The sequence below is a fragment of the Streptomyces sp. NPDC006610 genome (assembly GCF_040611575.1).
Classification (GTDB): domain Bacteria; phylum Actinomycetota; class Actinomycetes; order Streptomycetales; family Streptomycetaceae; genus Streptomyces.
Genome location: NZ_JBEXOP010000023.1, coordinates 100,634 through 122,020 on the forward strand (window position 1 = coordinate 100,634; position 21,387 = coordinate 122,020).

The following is a 21,387-nucleotide window of genomic DNA, read 5'->3' on the forward strand; positions in this document are numbered from 1 at the left end:
CGCCTCACGCCCCGACGTCCGACGCCGGCGGCACCCAGCGTCGGCTGCGAGGGACCGTGTCCTTGACGCCGTAGTCCTTCTTCAGGTGCTCGGGGATGGCGTAGTGCATCACGCGTCCGCGGGTCAGCGAGGAGAGTTCGAGGACCGTGGTGAGGTGGCCGAGGCGGTCCAGGGCCCAGGCGCCCAGGGGGGAACGGTCCTCGATGGTCTCCAGGGCGCCGAGGAGGTGGGGGACGGCCCGGACGACGGTGTCCCACGGGGTTTTCGGGACGTCGAGCCAGTCGGCGCAGGTGTCGCCGACGAGGTGGCGGATCAGCGCGGAGACGATCGGGTCGAAGAACGTCCCCGGAACGACCTCCTCGTACAGGTCGATCAGCTGCCGCGTCAGGTGCGCGCCCTCTTCTGAGGGGCCCATGTGCCGGATCATGTACAGGTCCAGGAAGCGGCGCGCCTCCTCCAGGGTCTTCGGTACGGCGTCCTGGTCGACGCCGAGCATGGCGCCGACGACCCGCCAGGCGTAGTAGTAGGCCTCCGCGCCCTCCTGGGACATGTGGACGCCGAGGCGGTGCAGGCTGTCGAGGACCAGCAGGGAGAAGAACATCTGCCCGCCGATCATGTCCTCCTGGCAGATCGGCACGCCCAGCGCCGCCGTGTCCCAGCGGTCCTCCCGCCGCAGGTGGTGGCGGATGGCGGCGTGCAGCAGGCGGACCTTCTGTGCGGCGGGGATGAAGCGGCTGCCGGCCTCGAAGGCGTCGGGCTGCATGAGGTGGACGGTGAACTGGCCGGTCTCCGCCATGCGTTTGGCGGGGTACTTCAGCGAGTGCGTGGCCGACAGCAGCTTCGCCACGTGCGGCACGACGTAGCAGGCCGGCATCGACGCGAACGACAGGGCCGTGGAGATGTGCACGTTGTTGTCGATGAAGAACAGCCGCGCCTTCTCCATCTCGCCCCAGTCGACCCACGCGGGCGGGGCGGCGGTCCGGGCGAGGTAGTCGCGCGCCACCTCGGGCAGGCCGTCGGGGAGCGGGGCGCCCGCGGTGGAGACGTACCGCATCAGGGTGTTGAGCGTGCCCACCTCCCCGCGTTCGAAGAGGGTGGCCACGGTGGCGTCGGCGAGTTCGTCGCCGACCTCGCGCAGGGCGTCCGGTGACGGCTGTGACGCCTCGGTGCGGGCCATGACAGCGCTCCTTGGGTCGGGGTCGGGGTCGGGGCGGGTCAGTGGCGGCGGTGTGCCGCCGCGTCCGTCAGGGTGCGCAGGGCCGTGGCGGCGGGCGCGGGCAGGCTCAGGGCGTCCAGGGCGGTCAGGGCCTCGTCCACGCGTTCGGCGATCATGGCTTCCACGCGGTCCGGCGCCTTCAGCCGGCGCATCAGCTCCCGTACCTCTTCGAGTCGCTCCCCGTCGGGGTCGGGGCGGCCCAGCAGGGCGCGCATCCGGATCCGGTCCGCGTCGTCGGCCAGCCGCCAGGTCTCGGCGAGCAGCGCGGTGGGCCGGTGGCCGCGTACGTCGTCGGCGCTCGCCTTGCCGGTGACGCGCGCGTCCCCGAACAGGCCGATGAGGTCGTCGCGCAGCTGGAACGCCTCGCCCAGCGGCAGGCCGTACGCCCGGTAGCCGGCGCCCAGTTCGCCGTCGGCCCCGGCCAGGGCGCCGCCGATCAACAGGGGCTGCTCGACGGTGTACTTGGCCGTCTTGTAGCGGATCACCTTCAGCGACACCGCCGTGTCCGGGACGCCCGCGGTGTGCAGGATCTCCAGGCACTCCCCGGCGATCAGGTCGCGGGCCAGCGCGCCCCACAGCGGGCGGGCCCGGCCGAGGTAGGCGGCCGGCAGGCCGCTGGTGACGAACAGCTGTCCCGCGAGGGACATCAGCAGATCGCCGGTCAGCATGGCAAGCGACCGGGCCGCGCGGGCGGCGCCGGGCCGGTGGGCCACCGCGGAGCGCAGGGCCACATGGGCGGTGGGACGGCCGTGCCGCAGCGGGCTGTCGTCGATGAGGTCGTCGTGGACGACCGCCGCGGCGTGCACCAGTTCCATGGACGCCGCAGCCCGCACCATGGCGTCGCTGTCCGGCTGGCCCGCCGCCCGCCAGCCCCAGTAGCAGAACGCCGCGCGCAGCCGCTTGCCCTCGGCCACCGCCGACTCCAGCCGGACCGCGACCGGGGTCAGCAGGGGATCGATGTCCGCCAGCCGGTCGGCCTCCGCGCCCACGAACGAGCGCAGTACGGCATCGACGCGCGCCCGGAACGCGGGCGCGTCCCACTGCTCAGTCACCGCCGCCCGCCCGCCGGGCCAGTGCGTGCCGGGCCAGGATTTCGAGGTGCGCCGGCGGCGCCGCGTACCGGTCCAGGGCCAGGCGGCCCCGCGCGACGAGGTCCCGCTCGGCGTCGGCCGCCAGTTGGGCCGCGTCCGAGCGCCGCAGCAGCCCCCGCACCGTCCCCCACGCCGCCCCCAGCGTGCTCACCGCCAGATCGGCGAGCCCCGCCGCCAGCAGCACCGCCTGCTCGTCCAGGCCCTCGCGGGCCCCGCCCTCCCCGGTCACGTTCGTCTCCCCTCGCCGGTCCCGTCATGTCCAGGCTGACCGCGGGGGCGGTTCGGTGCGGCGGCAACTCACCGACGGGTGAACGCCCGTACAGGCGTGCGCACTTGTCAGCTCAGGGCGTGTACCGCTTGAGGTACAGCGTCTTGCCGTACTCCTGGGCCAGCCACAGGCGGCGGTGTTCGCCGAAGTCGGCGAGGTTGGGGTTGTCGAAGGTGTGGGGGGTGTCGGAGTGGGGGTTGACGGTGACCCAGACGCGTTCCACGCACCAGGCCGGGTGGTGGCCGGCGGGCTCGAAGCGGAGGTAGGTGGGGTAGCGGTCGAGGTCGTCGGTGTCGAGCTGGGGGCGGCGCGGGTCGTTGTGGTTCGCGTTCTCGATGTTGGCGTCCTCACCGAGGACGAAGGTCCAGTTGTCGCCTCGCTCGGTGCCGGCGCTGGTGCCGGCGGCGTTGAGCACGAACTCGCGGCCGGCGATGCCGAGGTAGACCCAGCCGTAGGTTCCGGCGCGCGGCAGGTCCGCGGTGCGGACGTGCGCCTCGATTTTCCTGATGTCCGCCATATTCATCATTCCTTTCCGCGCGGACTCCGTGGGCGCCGCCGCAGGGACGGCGATTCATTGTCGTTATTCCGTTGAATGGCGTCGGATGAATCGGTCGGACGGATATATGGCCGAATGAGGGCGTGCGCCAGGCACACCGGGAGAGCGGGAAAGTTGGATTATCTGCTCCGACTGCCGCGTGTCGGTTCCGTTTGCAAGGAGAAGAGGCGCGGCCGTGGCCAGGGGTTGGCCCATCGGGACGGCTCTAATCGGCCATGAACACCGGCTGACCAGCAACGATCGGCGCACGCCCGGCGTGCGGCGCCCTTTCGACACGCGCGCTCCCTCGATCGAGGCAAAGCGTGCCGGGTCGCGTTTTTCCGGGTGGGCGGCGGACAACATCCCATTAACCGGCTGCGAAAGGCCGCCCCTCGGACGATCCCCTGTTTTCTGCCTCGGGAGGTTTTATGCCCCGCCGATCACGCACGTCGTTCAGTCATGCCCTCCAGCGAATTGTTCACGCCACGGAAGAGCTGGTCGACGACGCGCTGGACCGCGCCGGTGATTTCGAGCGTGGAATGCGGCGTTCGTTCAGCAGGGCTCTGGACGACGATCCGGACGACTGGGACGACGACCGGCGCGACCGCTGGGACCGACGGGACCGCTACGACAGGGACGACCGATGGGACAGGGACAGGGACAGGGACGACCGGTATGACTGGGACGACCGGCACGACCGGCACGACCGGCACCGGCGGCGGGACCGGCACGATCGACGTGATCGCCACGACCGCCACGACCGTGACCTTCCGCACGACGGCTACGACCCGTACGACGACCGGTACGACGACGACTGGCACGGCGACGACCGGGACGACCGCGACGGCCGGGGGCGCCGCGGCCGGCACGACCGCGGGCCCCGGCGCCGGCCCGACCCCGACGGATCCCGTGACGAGGACCGCCATCATGGCGGCGACCGGCGGTACGAGCGGGAGAGCCGGGAGGGTCTGGAGGGCCGGGAGGGCCGGGGCAGTCGAGGGGGACGTGACGGCGAGGAGTTCAGGGCGCTCAAGGACCAGCTGTCCCAGCTGGCGAACCGCATCGACCGGATCTCCGGTGGCTGACGCCGGGGCCCGCCGCCGCCCGGCCGGCTGCCCGACTCGCCACCGGACCCGTATCCCGACCGGCTGCCCGACCCCTTCCGCTGCCCCTCGGCGTCCGCCCGGCCCTCCGGCCCTCCGGCGGCCGTCGTGGTGAGCTCCGGCCGCGGGCGGCTGCTGCTGCGCGTGCTCGGCCGGCTCGCCGGATGCGAGGCGGCGCGCGTCGTGAACCGGACCGGCCGCGCGGCGGCGGGCGAGGACACCAACGCCCTGCGCCGAGCCCGCGACCTGCGCGGCGCGCTGGAGAGCCTGGGCCCCTTCTACATCAAGGTCGGACAGATGCTGGCCACCCGTCCCGACATCGTCACCCCGGAGATGATCACCGAGTTCGAGAAGCTCCAGGACCAGGCCGCGCCCGCGCCGTTCACCGAGTTCGAGCCGGTCCTCACCGAGGAGCTGGGTCCGCTGTGGCGGCGTTCGTTCCGCGACATCGACACGCACAACCCGCTGGGCACCGCCTCCCTGTCGCAGGTCTACCGGGCCGAGCTGCCCTCGGGCCGTCAGGTCGCCGTCAAGATCCAGCGGCCCGGCGTGCGCGAGACGGTGGCCGCCGACATGAGGCTGATGGGCACCCTGGCCCGGGTCGCGGCCCGTCGCGCGCCGCGGTTCAACGAGGTCATCGACGTCGAGGCGATGCTCGGCGTGGTCTTCGACGCGATGCGGCCGGAGCTGGACTTCGTGATGGAGGCCCGCAACATGGCTGAGGCCGGCAAGGCCGCCGCCGACTTCGAGTACATCGCCGTGCCGGACGTGCTCAAGGCCACCCCCCGCGTCCTGGTGCAGAGCCTCGCGCCGGGCAGGCCGATCCGGGAGGCGGACCGTGACGCGTTCTCCGCCGAGGAACGCGCCGCCATCGGACGCGACCTCCTGGCGTTCATGTACCGCGGCTACTTCGTCGACCGCGTCTTCCACGCCGACCCGCACCCCGGGAACGTGTTCGTCGAACCCGGCGAGCCCGCCACCCTGATCGACTGGGGCATGGTGGGCCGCATCGACCGGCCGATGAGCACCAGCATCCTGCTCATGCTGCTGAACCTGGCCATGAACGACGGCGCCGGAACCGCCCGCGCCTGGATCGACATGGGCAGCACCACGTCCTGGACCAACGCCTCCGCCTTCGCCGGCGACATGGCGGCCCTGGTCCCCCAGATCGCGACCGCCTCCCTGGAGGAGCTCAACTTCGGCGTCACGCTCACGGCGGTGCTCCAGCACTCCACACGGCGCGGCATCCGCACCAGCCCCATGGTGTCCATCCTCGGGAAGTCGTTCGCCAACATCGAGGGCTCCATCCGGCATCTGAGCCCCGAGCTGTCGATCATCGAGGTGTTCTCCGAGGAACTCCTCGGCATCGTCACCGACCTGATCAAGGAGAACATCTCTCCCCACCAGGCCGTACGCACCGCCCTGGAGGTCATCACCGCCGGCGCCGCCGCTCCCCAGCAGCTGCGCGGGGTCACCCGGGACCTGTCCAACAGCGATCTGAGCATGCGGATGACGCTCAACAGGCCGCGCCGGCCCCACCACCGCGAAGCCGCCCTGCGCCTCGGCCCCATGGAGGCGGCCCTGGCCATCGGCGCCGCGCTGCTGTGGCACCACCAGTCCAAGCTCGGCTGAGCACGAGCCCCGACCCCCTGCAGGAGCCCGCCCACTCTGGTGCGGCAACCCCCTTCAGCCGTCCCCGTCCCCCACCACCTCACCACCAAGGAGTCCGGGTGAGTACCGACGCCGCCACGACGGACACCCTCGACCCGACCGACCTGCGCTCCCGTATCGACACCGCCCTCGCCGCGTTCCTCCGCCGCGGGCGCACGACCGTGCCCGCCCAGCGCGCTCCCGCCGACGAACTGTCCACCGCCCTGGCCGACTTCGTCCTCGCCCCCGGCAAACGCCTCCGCCCGCTGCTGTGCGTCCTCGGCTGGCACGCCGGCGGCGGAACCGGCGACGACGAGCGGCTGCTGCGGCTCGCGGCGAGCCTCGAACTGTTCCACGCCTTCGCCCTCATCCACGACGACATCATGGACGCGAGCGACACCCGCCGCGGCCGCCCCACCGCCCACCGCGCCTTCGCCGCCCGGCACCCCCGCCGGCGGGACGCCGACGCCTTCGGCACCAGCGCCGCCATCCTCCTCGGCGACCTCGCCCTCGTGCGCGCCGACGAGATGCTGCACGCCGCGCGTCTGTCGCCCCGCGAGTCCGAGGTGGTCCTGCCGTTGGTCGACGCCATGCGCGACGAGCTGGTCCGGGGCCAGTACCTGGATGTACTGGCGACGGGCGCGGCGAGCGGTGACGTGGAGCGGGCGCTGACCGCGAACCGCCTCAAGACCGCGCAGTACACCGTCGAACGGCCCTTCCAGCTGGGCGCGGCCCTGGCCGGCGCGGACGCCGCCCTGCTGCGCGCCTGCTCGGCGTTCGCGCTGCCGTTGGGCGAGGCGTACCAGTTGCGGGACGACCTGCTCGGCGTCTTCGGCGACCCCGGCGTGACCGGCAAGTCCGCCGACGAGGATCTTCGGTCCGGCAAGGCCACCGTGCTCATGGCGCTGGCCGTGCGCCGGGCCGACCGGGCCGAGCGGGAGCAACTGGCCCGGCTGGTCGGTGATCCGCTGCTGGACGCGGAGGGCGCGGCGCGCGTGCGCCGGATCCTGGAGCGGACCGGTGCCCGCGACACCGTCGAACACATGATCGCCGAACGCTACGACACCGCCCTCGCGGCCCTGGACCGGGCGGAGCTCGCTCCCCGGGTGTCGGCGGTACTGCGCCGTATCGCGACGTCGGCGGTCCGCCGTACGGCGTGACGCGCGGCTCGGTACGGCTTTCGGACCGCGCGCCCCCGTACGTCCATGGACTCGTCCGGCCCCTGGACTCGTCCGGCCCCTGGACTCGTCCAGCCCTCCAGCCCCCGGCCCCTCCCGCATCGCCCTCCCGTATCGCCCCTCCCGGCCCTCGAACAGGAGTCCGCCGTGAGCACCAGCGCGCCCGACGCCCAACCGTCTCTCCCCTCCCACCCGGCTGTCCCTTCCCTCCCTCCACTCCCGTTCTACTGTCCGCTCCCGTCCGTCCTCCACCCGGACGTGGACGACGTCGAGCGCCGCGCCCTCGCCTGGGTCGACGCGTCCGGGCTGTGCCCCGACGAGGCGTCGCGAGCTGTGGCCGTCGCGAGCAACAGCGCGGAGTTCTACGCCCGTTTCGCGCCGGCCGCCGATCCCGAACGGCTGTGGGTGGCCGCCTGCTGGGTCTACTGGGGGTTCGTCTTCGACGACGCCCGCTGCGACGAGGGGCCGTTCGCCGCCGACCCGGCCGCCTTCGCCGCGCTCGCGGGCAGCGTGCAGCGGGCGCTGGAGGTGCCCGGCCCGCTGCGCACCGGCGACCGCTACGCCGCCGCGCTGCACGACCTCGGCGAGCACATGCGCGCCTGCGCCGGCCCCGTGCAGTGCCGGCGCTTCCACCACGCCCACCGGGCCTGGCTCGGCGGCGTGCAGTGGCAGATCGGCAACCGCGCCGCCGGGCGGATGCCGGACCTGGACGAATACCTGGCCATGCGGCTGCACGCGGCCGGCGGCGAACCGACGTACGCCCTGCTGGAGATCGCCAACGGCATCGACGTACCGGCCGCCGAGATGGACTCCCCCGCGGTCCTCGCGCTGACGGAGATGGCGATGCTGGTCGCCTCCCTCGACAACGACCGCCACTCGTACGCCAGGGAGACCGGCCTGGGCCAGACCGGCCAGAACATCGTGACCGTCCTGATGGCCCAGGACGGCCTCGCGCCGGGGCGTGCGCTGCGGGAGGCGATCGCCTTGCGGGACGCGATCCTGGACCGGTTCCTCGCCCTGCGCGCCGAGATCCTCCCGCGCGCCGGCGCCGCGCTGCGCCGCTATCTGGAGGATCTCGGCCACGGAATCCGCGGCAACATCGAGTGGGGCCTGCGCGTGCCCCGCTACGCCGGTCCCGTCGGCGCCGGGCCATCTCCCGTACGGGCTCGGGTGCCCGCGCAACTGCCCTGGGCGCGGCGGCCGTTGAGGGGCGGGCGCGATCCGCGGCGCCTGCCGTCCATCGCCTGGTGGTGGCGGGACCCGGCCTTCTGACCCCGGGGAGGCCGTCAGTCCCGGTGGACCACGGTGAAGTGCCGTGTTCCGTAGGGGACTTCCAGCTCGTCCACGACGGCGACCGCGAGGTCCTCCGCACTGATCCAGGACGTGCCGGCGGACGTCGTGAGCAGGGTGTCCGTGCCCCGGCGGTAGCGGCCGGTGCGCTCGCCCGGCTCCAGCAGGGCGGGCGGGCTGAGGTAGGCCCAGTCGGCGGCCGAGTGGGCCTCACAGGCGTGCAGTTGGGCGACTCCGGCCAGGGCCACCTCGCGGTAGGAGGCGGGAACGTACGCCGGGTCGTCCGCTGCCCGTCGGGCGGGGTCGCCGGGGCTGCGCAGGGCGCCCGCACCGCCGATCACCAGGGCGCGCACGCCCAGTTCGGCGGCCGTGTCCAGCACCGTGCGGGTCGTGGCCACCAGGAAGTCCTGGTCCACCGGCTCCGTCCGCACGGTCAGGACGACGGCGTCCGGCGCCGAGGCCACGAGCGCCTCCCGCACCGCGCGCCCGTCGCTCGCGTCGACCGCCACCGGCGTCACCTCCGCGCCCGTCCGCGGCGTCACGTCCCCCTCGCCGCCCTCCGGCTTCCGGGACAGGGCGATCACCCGGTGCCCCCGCCGGCCCGCCTCCGCGACCACCCGACGGCCCACCATCCCCGTCGCCCCCAGTACGGCGATCCTCATGCCTCTCCCCACCTTGCCTCGGCCCCTCCAGTCAGGGGCGTTCACCTGCGCCGCCGCCATCGCGGCCAGCGCCATCACGAACCCCACGCCCTGCACCGCGCCCAGCGACTCGCCCAGCAGCCCGGCGCCCACCACCGTCGCCACCAGCGGCGACAGCAGCACCAGCGGCGCCGACGCACCGACCGGCAGCCTCCCGATCCCGCGGAACCACACCGTGTACGCGATCAGCCCGCCCATGCTGCCGAGCCACACGTATCCCCCGGCCGCCCCCGTGTCGATCCGTTCCGGAACCCCCTCGACCGCCAGCGTGACCGGCAGCAACAGCACCCCGCCCGCCGTGAGTTGCCACCCCGCCAGCGCCAGCGGCCCGACCCCTGCCGGACGCCCCCAGCGCTTGGTGAGGACGACGCCGCCCGCCATGCCCGCCGTACCGCCGAGCCCGGCGAGCACCCCGACCGGGTCGAGCCGGGCGTCGGGCCCCAGCACGACGAGCCCCACGCCGGCCACGCCCAGCACGCCCCACCCCCAGCGCCACAGGGTCGGCCGGTCGTCGAGCACCGCGACGGCCAGGCCCGCCACCATCAGCGGCTGGGCCGCGCCGAGGGTGGCCGCGACCCCGCCGGGGAGCCGCTCGGCCGCCAGGAACAGCAGCGGGAACAGCGCGGCGATGTTGAGGGCGCCGAGCACCCCCGCCTTCCACCACCACTCGCCGCGCGGCAGCACCCGCGTGAGCGCCAGCCCCAGCAGCCCGGCCGGCAGGGCCCGCATCAGCCCGGCGAACAACGGGTGCCCCGGCGGGAGCAGTTCCGTCGTCACCGCGTACGTCGTGCCCCACGCCGCCGGAGCGAGCGCGGTCAGCGCCACGGTCCCGGCCGTACGGCGCGTGCCTGTCTGGAGGGAGTGCATGCCATGCAGTCTCGGCAGGGCGGGCACGATGAGTCCAAGACATGCTTTTCATCCCAGCGATGAAGGACAGCCATCAATGGGTCCATGGATCATGTCCCTCCATGGACCTCCAGCAGATGCGCTACGTCGTCGCCGTCGCCGAGACCCGCAGCTTCACCCGCGCCGCCGAGCGCTGCTTCGTGGTGCAGTCGTCCCTCAGCCACCGCATCGCCGGCCTCGAGCGGGAGCTGGGGGTCCGGCTGTTCGCCCGGACCAGCCGGCGGGTGGAGCTGACGAGCGCCGGGGAGGCGTTCCTCGCCGCCGCCCGCGAGTGCCTGGCCGCGGCCGACCGTGCGGCGGCCGACGCGGCGGCGGCGACCGGCGTCGTGCGCGGCCGGCTCGCCGTCGGCGTCATCGTCACCACCGCCGCGGTCGACGTCCCGGAGCTGCTCCAGCGCTACCGCGCCCTGCATCCCGACGTCCGCGTCGTCCTGCGCTCCGGCCGCAGCGACCAGCTGGCGGCGGCGATCCGCGACGGCGACCTGGACATCGCCTTCCTCGGTCTGCCGGAGGGCGAGCAGCCGCCCGGTGTGGAGAGCGTGGTGCTCGCCCGCGACGCCCATGTGCTGGTCGTCCCGGCCGGGCACCGGCTGGCCGGCGCCGAGCGCGTCACCCTGCGCGACATCGCCGACGAGACCTTCGTGGACTTCGTCCGCGGCACCCCGGCCCGCGCCCAGTCGGACCAGGCCTTCGCCTCCGCCGGTCTGGTCCGGGACGTCGCGTACGAGGCGGGCATCGTGGAGCTGATCATGGGGCTGATCACGCGCGGACTGGGCGTCGCGCTGCTGCCGTCGGCGTTCGTCCGGCCGCTCGTCGCCGCACGGCCGGGGCCGGCGCTGGTCCCGGTGGCCGACGGGCCGCGCCGCATCGAGTGCCTGGCGTGGAGCCGCTTCAACCCCAGCCCGGCCACCCGCGCCATGCTCGCCGTGCTCGGGGACCTCGGGGCCCTCGGGGCCCTCGACGGCCTCGGCGCCCCCGGCGATCTCAGGGGAACCGCAGGAAACGGTCCAGCGACGCCGTGAAACTCCGCACGAACGCCTCCCGCCTCTCCTCCCCCACCAGCTCCAGCGACAGGTAGGGATTCAGGTCCTCCAGCTCCACCAGCAGCAGCTCACCGTCCCGCGTACGACAGGCGTCCACCCGCTGGATGCCCTGGTCGAGGGTGTTCCAGTCGATGAACCGGCGGGCGAAGTCCAGGTCGGCCGCGGTGGCGTCGTACGGCGCCAGGTCCCAGCGGCGGGCCGGGTCGGGGGCGTACAGGGCGTACTGGAAGGCGTCGTCCACGAAGTAGAAGGAGACCTCGTGGACGAAGTCGATCCGCGGCTGGACCAGGACGTCGTCGCCGAAGGCCGGGCCGTCCAGCTCCTCCGGCGTCACGAAGCGCAGGCCTATGGAGTCCGCGCCCGCCCTCGGCTTGACCGCGTACTGCGCGGCCCGCGGAAGCCGCGACAGGTCCTCCGCGCGGTCGACGGTCGGGATGACCGGGAAGCCCCCGGCGGTCAGCTCCAGCAGATACCCCTTGCCGGCCATGTCGCCCCGCCCGTGCAGCGGGTTGTAGACACGGGCGCCGAGCCGCAGCGCCCGCTCCCGGAAGGCGTCGTACTCCTTCTGGTAGTGCAGCACGGGCCCGCTGTTGCGGACGACGACCGCGTCGAAGCCGTCCATCAGCGCGGCGGCGTCCAGCGGGTGGCACAGGGCGAGGTCGAAGTGGGCGCGCAGCCGGGAGGTCAGGAAGACGTCCTCGTCGCCGTAGCGCCGCCCGCGGGCCGGGTAGGCCAGATCGGTCACGAACAGGACGGAAGAGCGTGCGGACACGAAAGGGCTCCTTCTGCATGACCGGTGGCCGGCGACCGCGGCCGGCGACCGCGGCCGATGAACTGCATGACCAATGACCAGTGACCGATGACCAATAACCGAAGACCGAAGATCCACGGCCGGGCACGAGGCGGCCGTCGGTCACTGACCACCAGGGGCCGAATACTGGCCACCGTGTCCGGTTGTCAACGACCGACCGGTGGCCGCAAATCTAACCGACCGGCCCCTCACCCGACCGTCCCCCGCCCCCGACCGTGAATCCGATCACCATGCCGCCCCCCTCCCGCCGCCGCGCGAACGGCTCGCCCCCGTGCGCCAGCGCGACCTCCCGCACGATCGACAGGCCGAGCCCCGAGCCCGGCAGGGAGCGGGCGTCGGCGGCGCGGTAGAAGCGGTCGAAGACGCGCATCAGGTCGGCGTCCTCGATACCGGGACCGCGGTCGAGCACCTCGACCCGGATCGTGCCGGGGCGCGCCGGACCGGCGACGGCCAGCTCGATCGGCTCGGTGCCCCGCCGGTCGAACTTGGCCGCGTTCTCCACCAGGTTGGACATCGCCCGCGCGAGCATTCCCGGCCGCCCCTCGGCCGTGGTGTCGCCGCAGGTGCGCAGCACGATCCGGCGTCCGGTACGGCGCCGGACCAGGCCCACGACGTCCTCGGCCAGCTCGGCGACGTCCACGCGCTGCACGGGCTCGGCGTCCGACTGGCCGGCCGCGAGATCGACCAGCTCGTTGACCAGCTCGGTCAGTTCGAGGGCCTCCTGGGCGAGGTCGGCGACCAGCTCCTCGCGGGCGGGAGGCGGCAGTTCGTCCATGCGGCGCAGCAGGGAGATGTTGGTGCGCAGGGAGGTGAGCGGCGTGCGCAGCTCGTGTCCGGCGTCCTGGACGAGCCGCCGCTGGTCCTCCTCCGACTGGGCGAGCCGCCCGAGCATGCGGTCGAAGGCGCGGCCGAGCCGGCCGACCTCGTCGCTGCCGGTGACGGGCACGTCGATGCCCAGTCGCCGGGTGCGGGCGACGGCCTCCGCGGCGGAGGTCAGGATCACCAGCCGCCGGGTGATGCGCCGCGCCAGCCACCAGCCGAACAGGCCCGCGCCCGTCACGACCGCCGCCATCAGCAGCAGCGTGCGCTGCTGGAGCGCCCGCAGCAGGTCCTCGGTGTCGCTGAACTCCTGCGCGACCTGCACCCCGCCCCGCCCGCCGCCCAGCGAGACGGTCGCCACGCGGTAGACGTCGTCGCCCACGTCGACGTCCTTGTGCACCGCCAGCCGCCCGGCCTCCCCCGCCCCCGCGACCTCCCGGTCCTCGTCGACGACCGGCAGCCCGGGGCTGCCCGGGTCGACGATGTGCCCGTCGGGCCCGAGCACCTGCACGTCGGTGCGGGCGGGGCGGACGAAGTCGTGGCCCGGGCCCGAGGAGAAGTCCTCCGGGTCCATCCGCCGCTCACGCACCTCGACCCGCAGATCCTGCACGACCTCGTCGAACACGGACTGCTGGTCGACCCGCACCAGCCGGGCGGCGGCGCTGTAGGACAGGATGCCGACGGCCACGGTGACGACGGCGGTCACCGTGGCGAAGGACAGCGCGAACGTGGTCCGCAGCGACACGGCGAAGGCGGCCGGCCACGACGCCGTACGCAGCCGCCGCAGGACTCCCGCACCAGGCCGACCACGCCCCGCCCGGGTCCCGGCAGCGCGTGACCCGGTCCGCCGCGGCGCACGCATCAGCGCCCACTCCCCGCGGCCCACGCGCCGGCGCCCGCTCGCCCGCCGCCCACGGCTCAGTCCTCCCGCAGCACGTACCCCACCCCGCGCACGGTGTGGATCAGCTGCGGCGCCCCGGGTTCGTCCAGTTTGCGGCGCAGGTAGCCGACGTACACGGCGAGGTTCTTGGAGCCGGGGCCGAAGTCGTAGCCCCAGATGCGGTCGTAGATCGTGGAGTGGTCGAGGACGACGCCCGCGTTGCGCACCAGCAGCTCCAGCAGCTCGAACTCGGTGCGGGTCAGCTCCAGCTCCCGCGCCCCGCGCCACGCGCGCCGCGCCAGCGGGTCCATCCGCAGCCCGGCCGCCTCCACGACCCGCGCCGCCCCACCGGCCCGCTTGTCCTGCTTGTCCTGCTCGTCGGTGACGGGCGCCGGTGCCGGCGCCGAGGGGCCCCCGGCCTCCTGCGCCCCCGCTGCCCCCTGCGCCCCCGCCCCGGTCCTGCGCAGCAGCGCCCGCAGCCGTGCGAAGACCTCCTCGACGTCGAAGGGCTTGACCACGTAGTCGTCGGCACCCGCGTCGAGGCCGGCGATCCGGTCGGCCGTCTCGACCAGCGCGGTCAGCATCAGGATCGGGGTGCGGTCGCCCTCGGCGCGCAGTTCACGGCAGACCTGGAGCCCGTCGACGCCCGGCATCATCACGTCCAGGACGAGCACGTCCGGCGGCGTCCGGTGGGCCTCGGCGAGCGCCTCCTCGCCGTCGGCGACGGCGGTGACGTCGTACCCCTCCAGGGTGAGGGCGCGCTCCAGGGCGTGCCGGATCGCGCGGTCGTCCTCGGCGAGCAGCAGGGTGGGGGCCACGGGTCCAGTGTGGCAAAGCGCGATCGGGCGTCACCACCGGGCGGAGCGCTCCCCCGATCGGTGGTGGGGCACCGGTCGGGACCGCCGCCGATTCGTAGGGGCCCATCGGTCGGGACCGCCCCCGATCCGTAGGGGCCCATCGGTCGGGACCGCCCCCGACCCGTGGGGGCCCATCGGGCGGGACCGCCCCCGACCCGTGGGGGCCCATCGGGCGGGACCGCCCCCGACCCGTGGGGGGTCTCACCGGGCGGGACCGCCCCCGCCCCACCGGTCGGCACCGCCCCCGGCCAGTAGCGGGGCCCACCGGTCGGTAATGCGGCCCACCGGTCGGTACCGGCCCCTCCCGCCGTCCGTCACCCCACGGCGCGCAACGCGGCCAGCTGCTCCTCGAACGGCACGACGTCCAGCGTCCCGTCCCCCGCGACCCCGGCCGTCGCCTCCTCCTCCGCCGGCGGACGCCTCCGCACCGCGGCGAGCCCGCCCATCAGCGCCGCCAGCTCTCCCGCGGCCCGCTCGACGCGCGCGTCGAGCCCCGGCGCGCCCCAGTCCTCGGAGGCGGCGTAGACCCCGGTCGGGACGACGACGGCCCGCAGGTGGGCGAAGAGCGGGCGCAGCGCGTGCTCCAGCACCAGCGAGTGCCTGGCCGTACCGCCGGTCGCGGCGATCAGCACCGGCTTCCCGGCGAGGGCGTTCTCGTCCTGCCCGCCCAGGGCGTCGAAGAACGACTTGAACAGTCCGCTGTACGAGGCCGAGAACACCGGCGTGACGACGATCAGCCCGTCCGCGCCGGTCACGGCGTCCAGGGCGGCGCTCAGCTGCCGTCCGGGGAAGCCGTTGGTGAAGGTGTGGGCGATCTCGACGGCCAGCTCGCGCAGCTCGACCACCCGCACGTCGACGGGCGTCTCACGGCCCACGGCGGCGGCCAGCCGGTCGGCGAGCAGCCGGGTGGACGAGGGCACGCTCAGTCCCGCGGACACGACGACGAGCCCGGCGCTCATACGGTCTGCACCTCCTGGCCCTGACGGGCGAGCAGCGACTGGTGGGTGGGGGCGTCCGGCACGCCGGCGGGCCGGTTCTTGGCGAACTCCTCGCGCAGCACGGGCACGACCTCCTCGCCGAGCAGGTCGAGCTGTTCCAGCACGGTCTTCAGGGGCAGCCCGGCGTGGTCCATCAGGAACAGCTGGCGCTGGTAGTCGCCGGCGTACTCGCGGAAGGACAGCGTCTTCTCGATGACCTGCTGCGGGGAGCCGACGGTCAGCGGGGTCTGCTCGGTGAACTCCTCCAGGGAGGGCCCGTGGCCGTAGACCGGCGCGACGTCGAAGTAGGGGCGGAACTCGCGCACCGCGTCCTGCGAGTTCTTCCGCATGAACACCTGGCCGCCGAGGCCGACGATGGCCTGTTCGGGGGTGCCGTGGCCGTAGTGCGCGTACCGGGTGCGGTACAGCTCGACCATCCGCTTGGTGTGGTCGGCCGGCCAGAAGATGTTGTTGTGGAAGAAGCCGTCGCCGTAGTAGGCGGCCTGCTCGGCGATCTCCGGGGAGCGGATGGAGCCGTGCCAGACGAACGGCGGCACGCCGTCCAGCGGGCGCGGGGTGGAGGTGAAGCCCTGCAGCGGGGTGCGGAACTTGCCCTCCCAGTCGACGACGTCCTCGCGCCACAGGCGGTGCAGCAGGGCGTAGTTCTCGATGGCGAGGTTGATGCCCTGGCGGATGTCCTGGCCGAACCACGGGTAGACCGGGCCGGTGTTGCCGCGGCCCATCATCAGGTCGGTGCGGCCGTCGGCGAGGTGCTGGAGCATCGCGAAGTCCTCGGCGATCTTCACCGGGTCGTTCGTGGTGATCAGCGTGGTCGACGTGGACAGGATCAGCCGCTCGGTGCGGGCGGCGATGTAGCCGAGCATGGTCGTCGGCGAGGACGGCACGAACGGCGGGTTGTGGTGCTCGCCGGTGGCGAAGACGTCGAGGCCGACCTCTTCGGCCTTGAGCGCGATGGCGACCATGGCCTTGATCCGCTCGCGCTCGGTGGGCGTACGTCCCGTGGTCGGATCCGGAGTGACGTCGCCGACCGTGAAGATCCCGAACTGCATGGTTGCCGGCCTTCCTAAGTGGTTGACGGTTCAACTATACCCCTGGAACGGAGCCCGCCTCCCGTCTATTCCTGGGTGCCCGTGAAGGCATGAAAAGCTCATCCCATGCTCGTCGCCCGCTCCGCCGCCCTCTTCGCCGTCGCCGCCGTCCTGGAGATCGGCGGAGCGTGGCTGGTGTGGCAGGGGTACCGCGAGCAGCGCGGCTGGCTGTGGATCACCGGCGGCGTGCTCGCCCTCGGCGCGTACGGCTTCGTCGCCACCTTCCAGCCCGACGCCCACTTCGGCCGCGTTCTCGCCGCGTACGGGGGGATCTTCGTCGCCGGTTCGATCCTGTGGGGCGTGATCGCGGACGGCTACCGGCCCGACCGCTGGGACATCGCCGGGGCGCTGGTCTGCCTGGCGGGCATGGCCCTGATCATGTGGGCCCCGCGCGGCGACTGACACGGCCCGCCTGGCGACCGACCGCCGCAGGGACCGTCGGACGGACCACCGTACGGACCGCCGGACCCCCGCCCGCGCACCCCGCCTATCCTGGCGCCGGACGCCCGGCGTCACCCGCCGTACCGGACCACGCCCGACCAGAGGACACAGGAGCACCCCATGACCCCCGCCCCCTCCTCCCGCATCGCCGTCGTCACCGGTGCGAGCAGCGGCATCGGCGCGGCCACCGCGCGCAGGCTGGCCGAGGCCGGCTACCGCGTCGTGCTGACGGCCCGGCGCAAGGACCGCATCGAGGCGCTGGCGGCGGAGATCGCGCAGGCGGGCGGCCAGGCCACGGCGTACCAGCTGGACGTCACGGACCGCGCGGCGGTCGACGAGTTCGCGACGGCGTTCACCACGGTCGGCGTCCTCGTCAACAACGCCGGCGGCGCACTGGGCGCGGACCCGGTGGCGACCGGCGACCCGGCCGACTGGCGCACGATGTACGAGACCAACGTCATCGGCACCCTGAACCTCACCCAGGCCCTGCTGCCGAAGCTGATCGCGAGCGGCGACGGCACGGTGGTCGTCGTCTCCTCCACCGCGGGGCACGCCACCTACGAGGGCGGGGCGGGTTACGTCGCCGCCAAGCACGGGGCGCACGTACTGGCGGAGACGCTCCGTCTGGAGATCGTGGGCGAGCCGGTGCGGGTGATCGAGATCGCGCCCGGGATGGTCAGGACGGAGGAGTTCGCCCTGACCCGCTTCGGCGGCGACGCGGACCGCGCCGCGAAGGTCTACGAGGGCGTCCCCGACCCCCTGACCGCGGACGACGTGGCCGACACCATCACCTGGGCGGTCACCCGCCCGCCCCACGTCAACATCGACCTCCTGGTGGTCCGCCCCCGCGCGCAGGCGTCGAACACGAAGGTGCACCGGGAGGCGCGCTGAGGGCGTCAGCCCTTCACGCACACCACCTGCTTCAGCTTCGCCACGACCTCCACGAGGTCCCGCTGCTGGTCGATGACCTGCTCGATCGGCTTGTACGCGGCCGGGATCTCGTCCACGACGCCGGAGTCCTTGCGGCACTCCACGCCCCGCGTCTGCTCCTCCAGGTCCTTCGTCGAGAACCGGCGCTTGGCCGCGTTGCGGCTCATGCGCCGGCCGGCGCCGTGGGAAGCCGAGTTGAAGGACTTGTCGTTGCCGAGGCCCTTCACGATGTACGAGCCCGTGCCCATCGAGCCCGGGATGATCCCGTAGTCGCCGGAGCCCGCGCGGATCGCGCCCTTGCGGGTCACCAGCAGGTCCATGCCCTCGTACCGCTCCTCCGCCACGTAGTTGTGGTGGCAGGAGATCTCCTGCTCGAAGGTCGGCCTGGCCTTCCGGAACTCCTTGCGGATCACGTCCTTCAGCAGGCCCATCATGATCGCGCGGTTGTACTTCGCGTACTCCTGGGCCCAGAACAGGTCGTTGCGGTACGCCGCCATCTGCGGGGTGTCGGCGACGAAGACGGCGAGGTCGCGGTCGATCAGGCCCTGGTTGTGCGGGAGCTTCTGGGCGATGCCGATGTGGTGCTCGGCGAGTTCCTTGCCGATGTTCCGGGAACCGGAGTGGAGCATCAGCCAGACGGAACCGGTCGTATCGGTGCAAACTTCAACAAAATGGTTTCCGCTGCCCAGCGTTCCCATCTGCTTCTCGGCACGCTCATGACGGAACCTGACCGCCTCCGCCACACCCCCGAACCGCCCCCAGAACTCGTCCCACCCCCCGGTGGGGAACCCGTGCAGCCGCCCCGGGTCCACCGGATCGTCGTGCATCCCGCGCCCCACCGGAATCGCCTGCTCGATCCTCGAGCGCAGCCGGGACAGGTCGCCGGGCAGGTCGTTCGCCGTCAGGGACGTCTTCACCGCCGACATCCCGCAGCCGATGTCGACGCCCACCGCCGCCGGGCACACCGCGCCCCGCATCGCGATGACCGACCCGACCGTGGCCCCCTTGCCGTAGTGGACGTCCGGCATCACGGCCAGGCCCTTGATCCACGGCAGCGTCGCGACGTTCCGCAGCTGCTGGAGCGCGGAGTCCTCGATGGTCGCCGGGTCGGTCCACAGCCGGATGGGCACCTTCGCGCCCGGCATCTCCACGTACGACATGTCGTCCTCTTTCCCCCGTAAGACAAGCAGAAGTCATGAATGGCAAAACCGCCGCCAAGGTCGACGTAAAGGACAACGGACCGGCGTTCACGGCAGCGCGTGCGATACACATTGTCTGCGGCGGCCACCCCCGCCCGGCAACCGATTAACCAGCGAGAGGAGCCCGACCGTGCAGCGGACGGCGTACGTATCCGGCGTCGCGGCACTCCTCGCGGCCCTGCTCGCCGGCTGCACGGGCGCCTCGGACGACGGAGCGACCGAGGACGGCGCGAACCCCGAGTCCGGCGCCAACGCCTCCGCCCCCGCCGAGCCGGGCCGCTACCGCACCCTCCCCGAGGCCTGCGCCGCGGTCGGCGAGGACACCCTCGAAACCCTGCTTCCGGGCATCCTGGGCATCCCGGACGGCGAGCAGCGTGAGCGGGCCTACGCGGGCGAGCCGACCCCCACCTTCGACAACGACCGCAAGGTCGGCTGCCGCTGGAAGGTCGAGTCCGCCTCCGCGACGAACCACCTGCGCGTCGACTTCGAGCGCGTCGTCTCCTACGACGCAGCGGTCAGCGACGAGACCGAGGCGGAGGGAGTCTTCGCCGCGAAGCGGCAGGCGGCGAACCTCCCGGAGCCGTCCGCCTCCGCCCCCGCCTCGGACACGGCGTCCCCCGCACAGGCGTCGGACGGCGAGGCGAGCCCCGAGGACGACGCCGCCCCCGCCTCTGCGCCGTCCGACGAGGACTCCCCCTCGGGCGAAGGGTCCCCCTCCGGCACCGCCTCCCCCTCCCCCACCGCCCTCCAGCCCCGCACCCTCGACGACCTGGGCGACGAGGCCTTCCTGAACGACGTGCTGGGCAGCTCGGGCTCGACGGCGAGGCAGCGCACGGTCACTGTGGCGTTCCGCACGTCCAACGTCATCGTGACCGTCGAGTACGAGGAGCAGCCGGCGACCGTCGGCGTGGAGCCGGACAGCGAGGAAATGCAGGACAGGGCGCGGAAACTGGCCGCCCGGCTGGACGACTCGCTGTCCGACTGAGGCGACTTCGGGCGGCGGCGCACACCCCGCGAACCGCGTCCGCGCGCCTCCCCCACCGCGTACCGTGACCCCTCGGACCCGTACCGGCCGCCGCAGCCACCGGCGCACCGGACCTTGCCGACCTCTCAGGAACGACGAGCGTCATGAGTGAAGGAACCATGCAGCGACGGATACAGCGAGCCGAAGAGCGTGACCAGCAGCAGCGTGCCGGGCGATCGGGGCGTCGCGCCCGTCTCCTCGCCTGTGCGGCCGCCGTCCCCGCGATGCTGATCGCCGCGGGCTGCTCCTCCGGCTCCGATTCCGACTCCTCCGACGACGCCGGGCAGGCGTCGCCGAGCGTGTCCGCGAGCCCGTCGCCGACCGTCCGGGCGGCGGCGTACGCCACGCTGCCCGAGGCGTGCGACGTGCTGTCGGAGAAGACGCTGGACGAGCTGGTGCCGGAGGCGAAGTCGGGCAAGGAGGGCGATTCCGACGACATCGCCAGCCGGGCCAACTGCTCCTGGGACAGCCTGGACAACAACGGCGTCAAGGGCTCGCAGTTCCGCTGGCTGAACGTCTCCCTGTTCCGTTTCGAGTCGGACGTGGCGCGCGGGGCGGGCGACGAGCTGGCTCAGGACTTCTACACCGAGCAGGTCGCGGACGCCCAGGCGGTCGAGGGCGCGAAGAGCGTCGAGACGGAGCCGCTGACGGGTACGGGCGACGTGGCGACGGCGGTCCGCTACGACCTGAAGAAGAAGGAAGGCACGTTCAAGCAGCAGTCAGTCGTCGCGCGTGCCGAGAACGTCGTCGTCATCGTCGACTACAACGGCGCGGGCCTGGCGGGCGACAGGACGCCGGACGCCGGCGATCTGATGAAGCTGGCGAAGAAGGCGGCGAAGGAGGCGGTGGACGAGGTGGAGGACGCGAACGAGGCCGACAAGGGTCCGTCCGCCAAGTCGTCCCCCAAGTCCCCCTCGAAGTCGGCCACTTCAGGATCGTCCTCGTCGAAGTCGTCGTCGGATTCCTCGTCTTCCTCGTCGTCGTCGAACAAGCGCAGGAGCTGACCGGCGGCCCCGAGGGTCACGGAACGGCCGACCTGGAAGGGACCGGCCACCCGCCCTCCGCACACATGTGCCACTCTGTTGGCCGCGCACCACGCGCGACAGCGACAGACAGCGGAACGGACAGCGGGAGGGGAGTACGGGTGGCCGCGCCACAGCTGACACGGATGCACCGCGTTCTCATCGGCGTGGTGGTCTTCGGTGCCGTGATCATCGCGGGCATCGGTTTCGCCGGGTCGTACGCCGCCGTACGCGAACTCGCCCTGAAGAAGGGCTTCGGGGACTTCTCCTACGTCTTCCCGATCGGCATCGACGCGGGCATCTGCGTGCTGCTCGCCCTCGACCTGCTGCTGACGTG

The 21,387-nt window shown here is 73.0% G+C and carries 21 protein-coding genes and 1 pseudogene; 10 read left to right on the plus strand and 12 right to left on the minus strand.

The window, feature by feature from the left end:
• Positions 1-4 precede the first annotated feature (4 nt).
• From ABZY13_RS19955 to ABZY13_RS19970, 4 genes are all read right to left on the minus strand, one after another.
• Positions 5-1,177, minus strand: a complete 1,173-nt coding sequence (locus tag ABZY13_RS19955) for an oxygenase MpaB family protein (protein ID WP_356632456.1) — start codon at positions 1,175-1,177, stop codon at positions 5-7.
• 38 nt (positions 1,178-1,215) lie between these two features.
• Entirely contained in the window at positions 1,216-2,268 is a 1,053-nt protein-coding gene (locus ABZY13_RS19960; RefSeq protein ID WP_356632458.1) for a polyprenyl synthetase family protein, read from the minus strand.
• Positions 2,261-2,536, minus strand: a complete 276-nt coding sequence (locus tag ABZY13_RS19965; protein ID WP_356632460.1) for a polyprenyl synthetase — start codon at positions 2,534-2,536, stop codon at positions 2,261-2,263. Before ABZY13_RS19965 ends, ABZY13_RS19960 begins: the two co-directional genes overlap by 8 nt.
• Positions 2,537-2,648: 112 nt before the next feature.
• On the minus strand, positions 2,649-3,092 hold the full coding sequence (locus tag ABZY13_RS19970; protein WP_356632462.1) for a hypothetical protein: 444 nt from the start codon (positions 3,090-3,092) through the stop codon (positions 2,649-2,651).
• Positions 3,093-3,538: 446 nt separating this feature from the next.
• Here ABZY13_RS19970 and ABZY13_RS19975 point away from each other — a divergent pair, with 446 nt between their 5' ends.
• The 4 genes from ABZY13_RS19975 (at position 3,539) to ABZY13_RS19990 (ending at position 8,313) form a co-directional block, all read left to right on the plus strand.
• Complete coding sequence (locus ABZY13_RS19975) at positions 3,539-4,195, plus strand: hypothetical protein (RefSeq protein ID WP_356632464.1); 657 nt, start codon at positions 3,539-3,541, stop codon at positions 4,193-4,195.
• A gap of 126 nt (positions 4,196-4,321) precedes the next feature.
• Positions 4,322-5,845 carry an AarF/UbiB family protein gene (locus tag ABZY13_RS19980; RefSeq protein ID WP_356632466.1) on the plus strand — a complete coding sequence of 508 codons (1,524 nt, stop codon included), beginning with the start codon at positions 4,322-4,324 and terminating at the stop codon, positions 5,843-5,845.
• A 98-nt stretch (positions 5,846-5,943) separates the two neighbouring features.
• Positions 5,944-7,023, plus strand: a complete 1,080-nt coding sequence (locus ABZY13_RS19985; RefSeq protein ID WP_356632468.1) for a polyprenyl synthetase family protein — start codon at positions 5,944-5,946, stop codon at positions 7,021-7,023.
• A 276-nt stretch (positions 7,024-7,299) separates the two neighbouring features.
• Positions 7,300-8,313 (plus strand): terpene synthase family protein, encoded by a 1,014-nt coding sequence (locus ABZY13_RS19990; protein WP_356632470.1) that lies wholly within the window; start codon positions 7,300-7,302, stop codon positions 8,311-8,313.
• A 14-nt stretch (positions 8,314-8,327) separates the two neighbouring features.
• On the opposite strand, the gene ABZY13_RS19995 is transcribed toward ABZY13_RS19990, so the two are convergent.
• Positions 8,328-9,053: an NAD(P)H-binding protein gene (locus tag ABZY13_RS19995; protein ID WP_356632507.1), complete on the minus strand. Its 726-nt coding sequence runs from the start codon at positions 9,051-9,053 to the stop codon at positions 8,328-8,330.
• Positions 9,036-9,899 (minus strand): annotated as a pseudogene (locus ABZY13_RS20000) (EamA family transporter); the annotation flags it as partial. The pseudogene ABZY13_RS20000 and the gene ABZY13_RS19995, both read right to left, overlap by 18 nt.
• A gap of 101 nt (positions 9,900-10,000) precedes the next feature.
• Between ABZY13_RS20000 and ABZY13_RS20005 the strand changes: the two are divergent.
• Complete coding sequence (locus ABZY13_RS20005) at positions 10,001-10,960, plus strand: LysR family transcriptional regulator (protein WP_356632472.1); 960 nt, start codon at positions 10,001-10,003, stop codon at positions 10,958-10,960.
• On the opposite strand, the gene ABZY13_RS20010 is transcribed toward ABZY13_RS20005, so the two are convergent.
• The 5 genes from ABZY13_RS20010 to ABZY13_RS20030 all read right to left on the minus strand — a co-directional run bounded on the left by ABZY13_RS20010 (position 10,923) and on the right by ABZY13_RS20030 (position 16,395).
• Complete coding sequence (locus tag ABZY13_RS20010) at positions 10,923-11,753, minus strand: hypothetical protein (protein ID WP_356632474.1); 831 nt, start codon at positions 11,751-11,753, stop codon at positions 10,923-10,925. The two genes, ABZY13_RS20005 and ABZY13_RS20010, sit on opposite strands and share 38 nt — an antisense overlap.
• Positions 11,754-11,964: 211 nt before the next feature.
• Positions 11,965-13,356, minus strand: coding sequence for a HAMP domain-containing sensor histidine kinase (locus ABZY13_RS20015; protein ID WP_356632476.1), 1,392 nt, complete (start codon positions 13,354-13,356; stop codon positions 11,965-11,967).
• Between the two features lie 173 nt (positions 13,357-13,529).
• Positions 13,530-14,309: a response regulator transcription factor gene (locus tag ABZY13_RS20020; protein ID WP_356632478.1), complete on the minus strand. Its 780-nt coding sequence runs from the start codon at positions 14,307-14,309 to the stop codon at positions 13,530-13,532.
• 353 nt (positions 14,310-14,662) lie between these two features.
• The gene (locus ABZY13_RS20025; protein ID WP_356632480.1) at positions 14,663-15,307 is read right to left on the minus strand and encodes an FMN reductase; all 645 of its coding nucleotides are present in this window, start codon (positions 15,305-15,307) and stop codon (positions 14,663-14,665) included.
• Positions 15,304-16,395: an LLM class flavin-dependent oxidoreductase gene (locus ABZY13_RS20030; RefSeq protein WP_356632482.1), complete on the minus strand. Its 1,092-nt coding sequence runs from the start codon at positions 16,393-16,395 to the stop codon at positions 15,304-15,306. The genes ABZY13_RS20025 and ABZY13_RS20030 overlap by 4 nt, the downstream gene beginning before the upstream one ends.
• 105 nt (positions 16,396-16,500) lie before the next feature.
• On the opposite strand from ABZY13_RS20030, the gene ABZY13_RS20035 reads away from it, so the two are divergent.
• Both ABZY13_RS20035 and ABZY13_RS20040 read left to right on the plus strand, forming a co-directional pair.
• Complete coding sequence (locus tag ABZY13_RS20035) at positions 16,501-16,836, plus strand: YnfA family protein (protein WP_356632484.1); 336 nt, start codon at positions 16,501-16,503, stop codon at positions 16,834-16,836.
• 159 nt (positions 16,837-16,995) lie between these two features.
• Positions 16,996-17,766, plus strand: a complete 771-nt coding sequence (locus tag ABZY13_RS20040; RefSeq protein ID WP_356632486.1) for an SDR family NAD(P)-dependent oxidoreductase — start codon at positions 16,996-16,998, stop codon at positions 17,764-17,766.
• A 5-nt stretch (positions 17,767-17,771) separates the two neighbouring features.
• On the opposite strand, the gene ABZY13_RS20045 is transcribed toward ABZY13_RS20040, so the two are convergent.
• Positions 17,772-18,965, minus strand: coding sequence for an RtcB family protein (locus tag ABZY13_RS20045; protein WP_356632489.1), 1,194 nt, complete (start codon positions 18,963-18,965; stop codon positions 17,772-17,774).
• A 169-nt stretch (positions 18,966-19,134) separates the two neighbouring features.
• Here ABZY13_RS20045 and ABZY13_RS20050 point away from each other — a divergent pair, with 169 nt between their 5' ends.
• The 3 genes from ABZY13_RS20050 to ABZY13_RS20060 form a co-directional block, all read left to right on the plus strand.
• A complete protein-coding gene (locus ABZY13_RS20050) occupies positions 19,135-19,989 on the plus strand; it encodes a DUF3558 domain-containing protein (RefSeq protein WP_356632491.1) in 855 nt (284 codons plus the stop codon).
• A 143-nt stretch (positions 19,990-20,132) separates the two neighbouring features.
• The gene (locus tag ABZY13_RS20055) at positions 20,133-21,032 is read left to right on the plus strand and encodes a DUF3558 family protein (RefSeq protein ID WP_356632493.1); all 900 of its coding nucleotides are present in this window, start codon (positions 20,133-20,135) and stop codon (positions 21,030-21,032) included.
• Positions 21,033-21,172: 140 nt separating this feature from the next.
• Positions 21,173-21,387, plus strand: a 215-nt coding sequence (locus ABZY13_RS20060) for a DUF2637 domain-containing protein (protein WP_356632495.1), incomplete at its 3' end; no start/stop codon positions are given.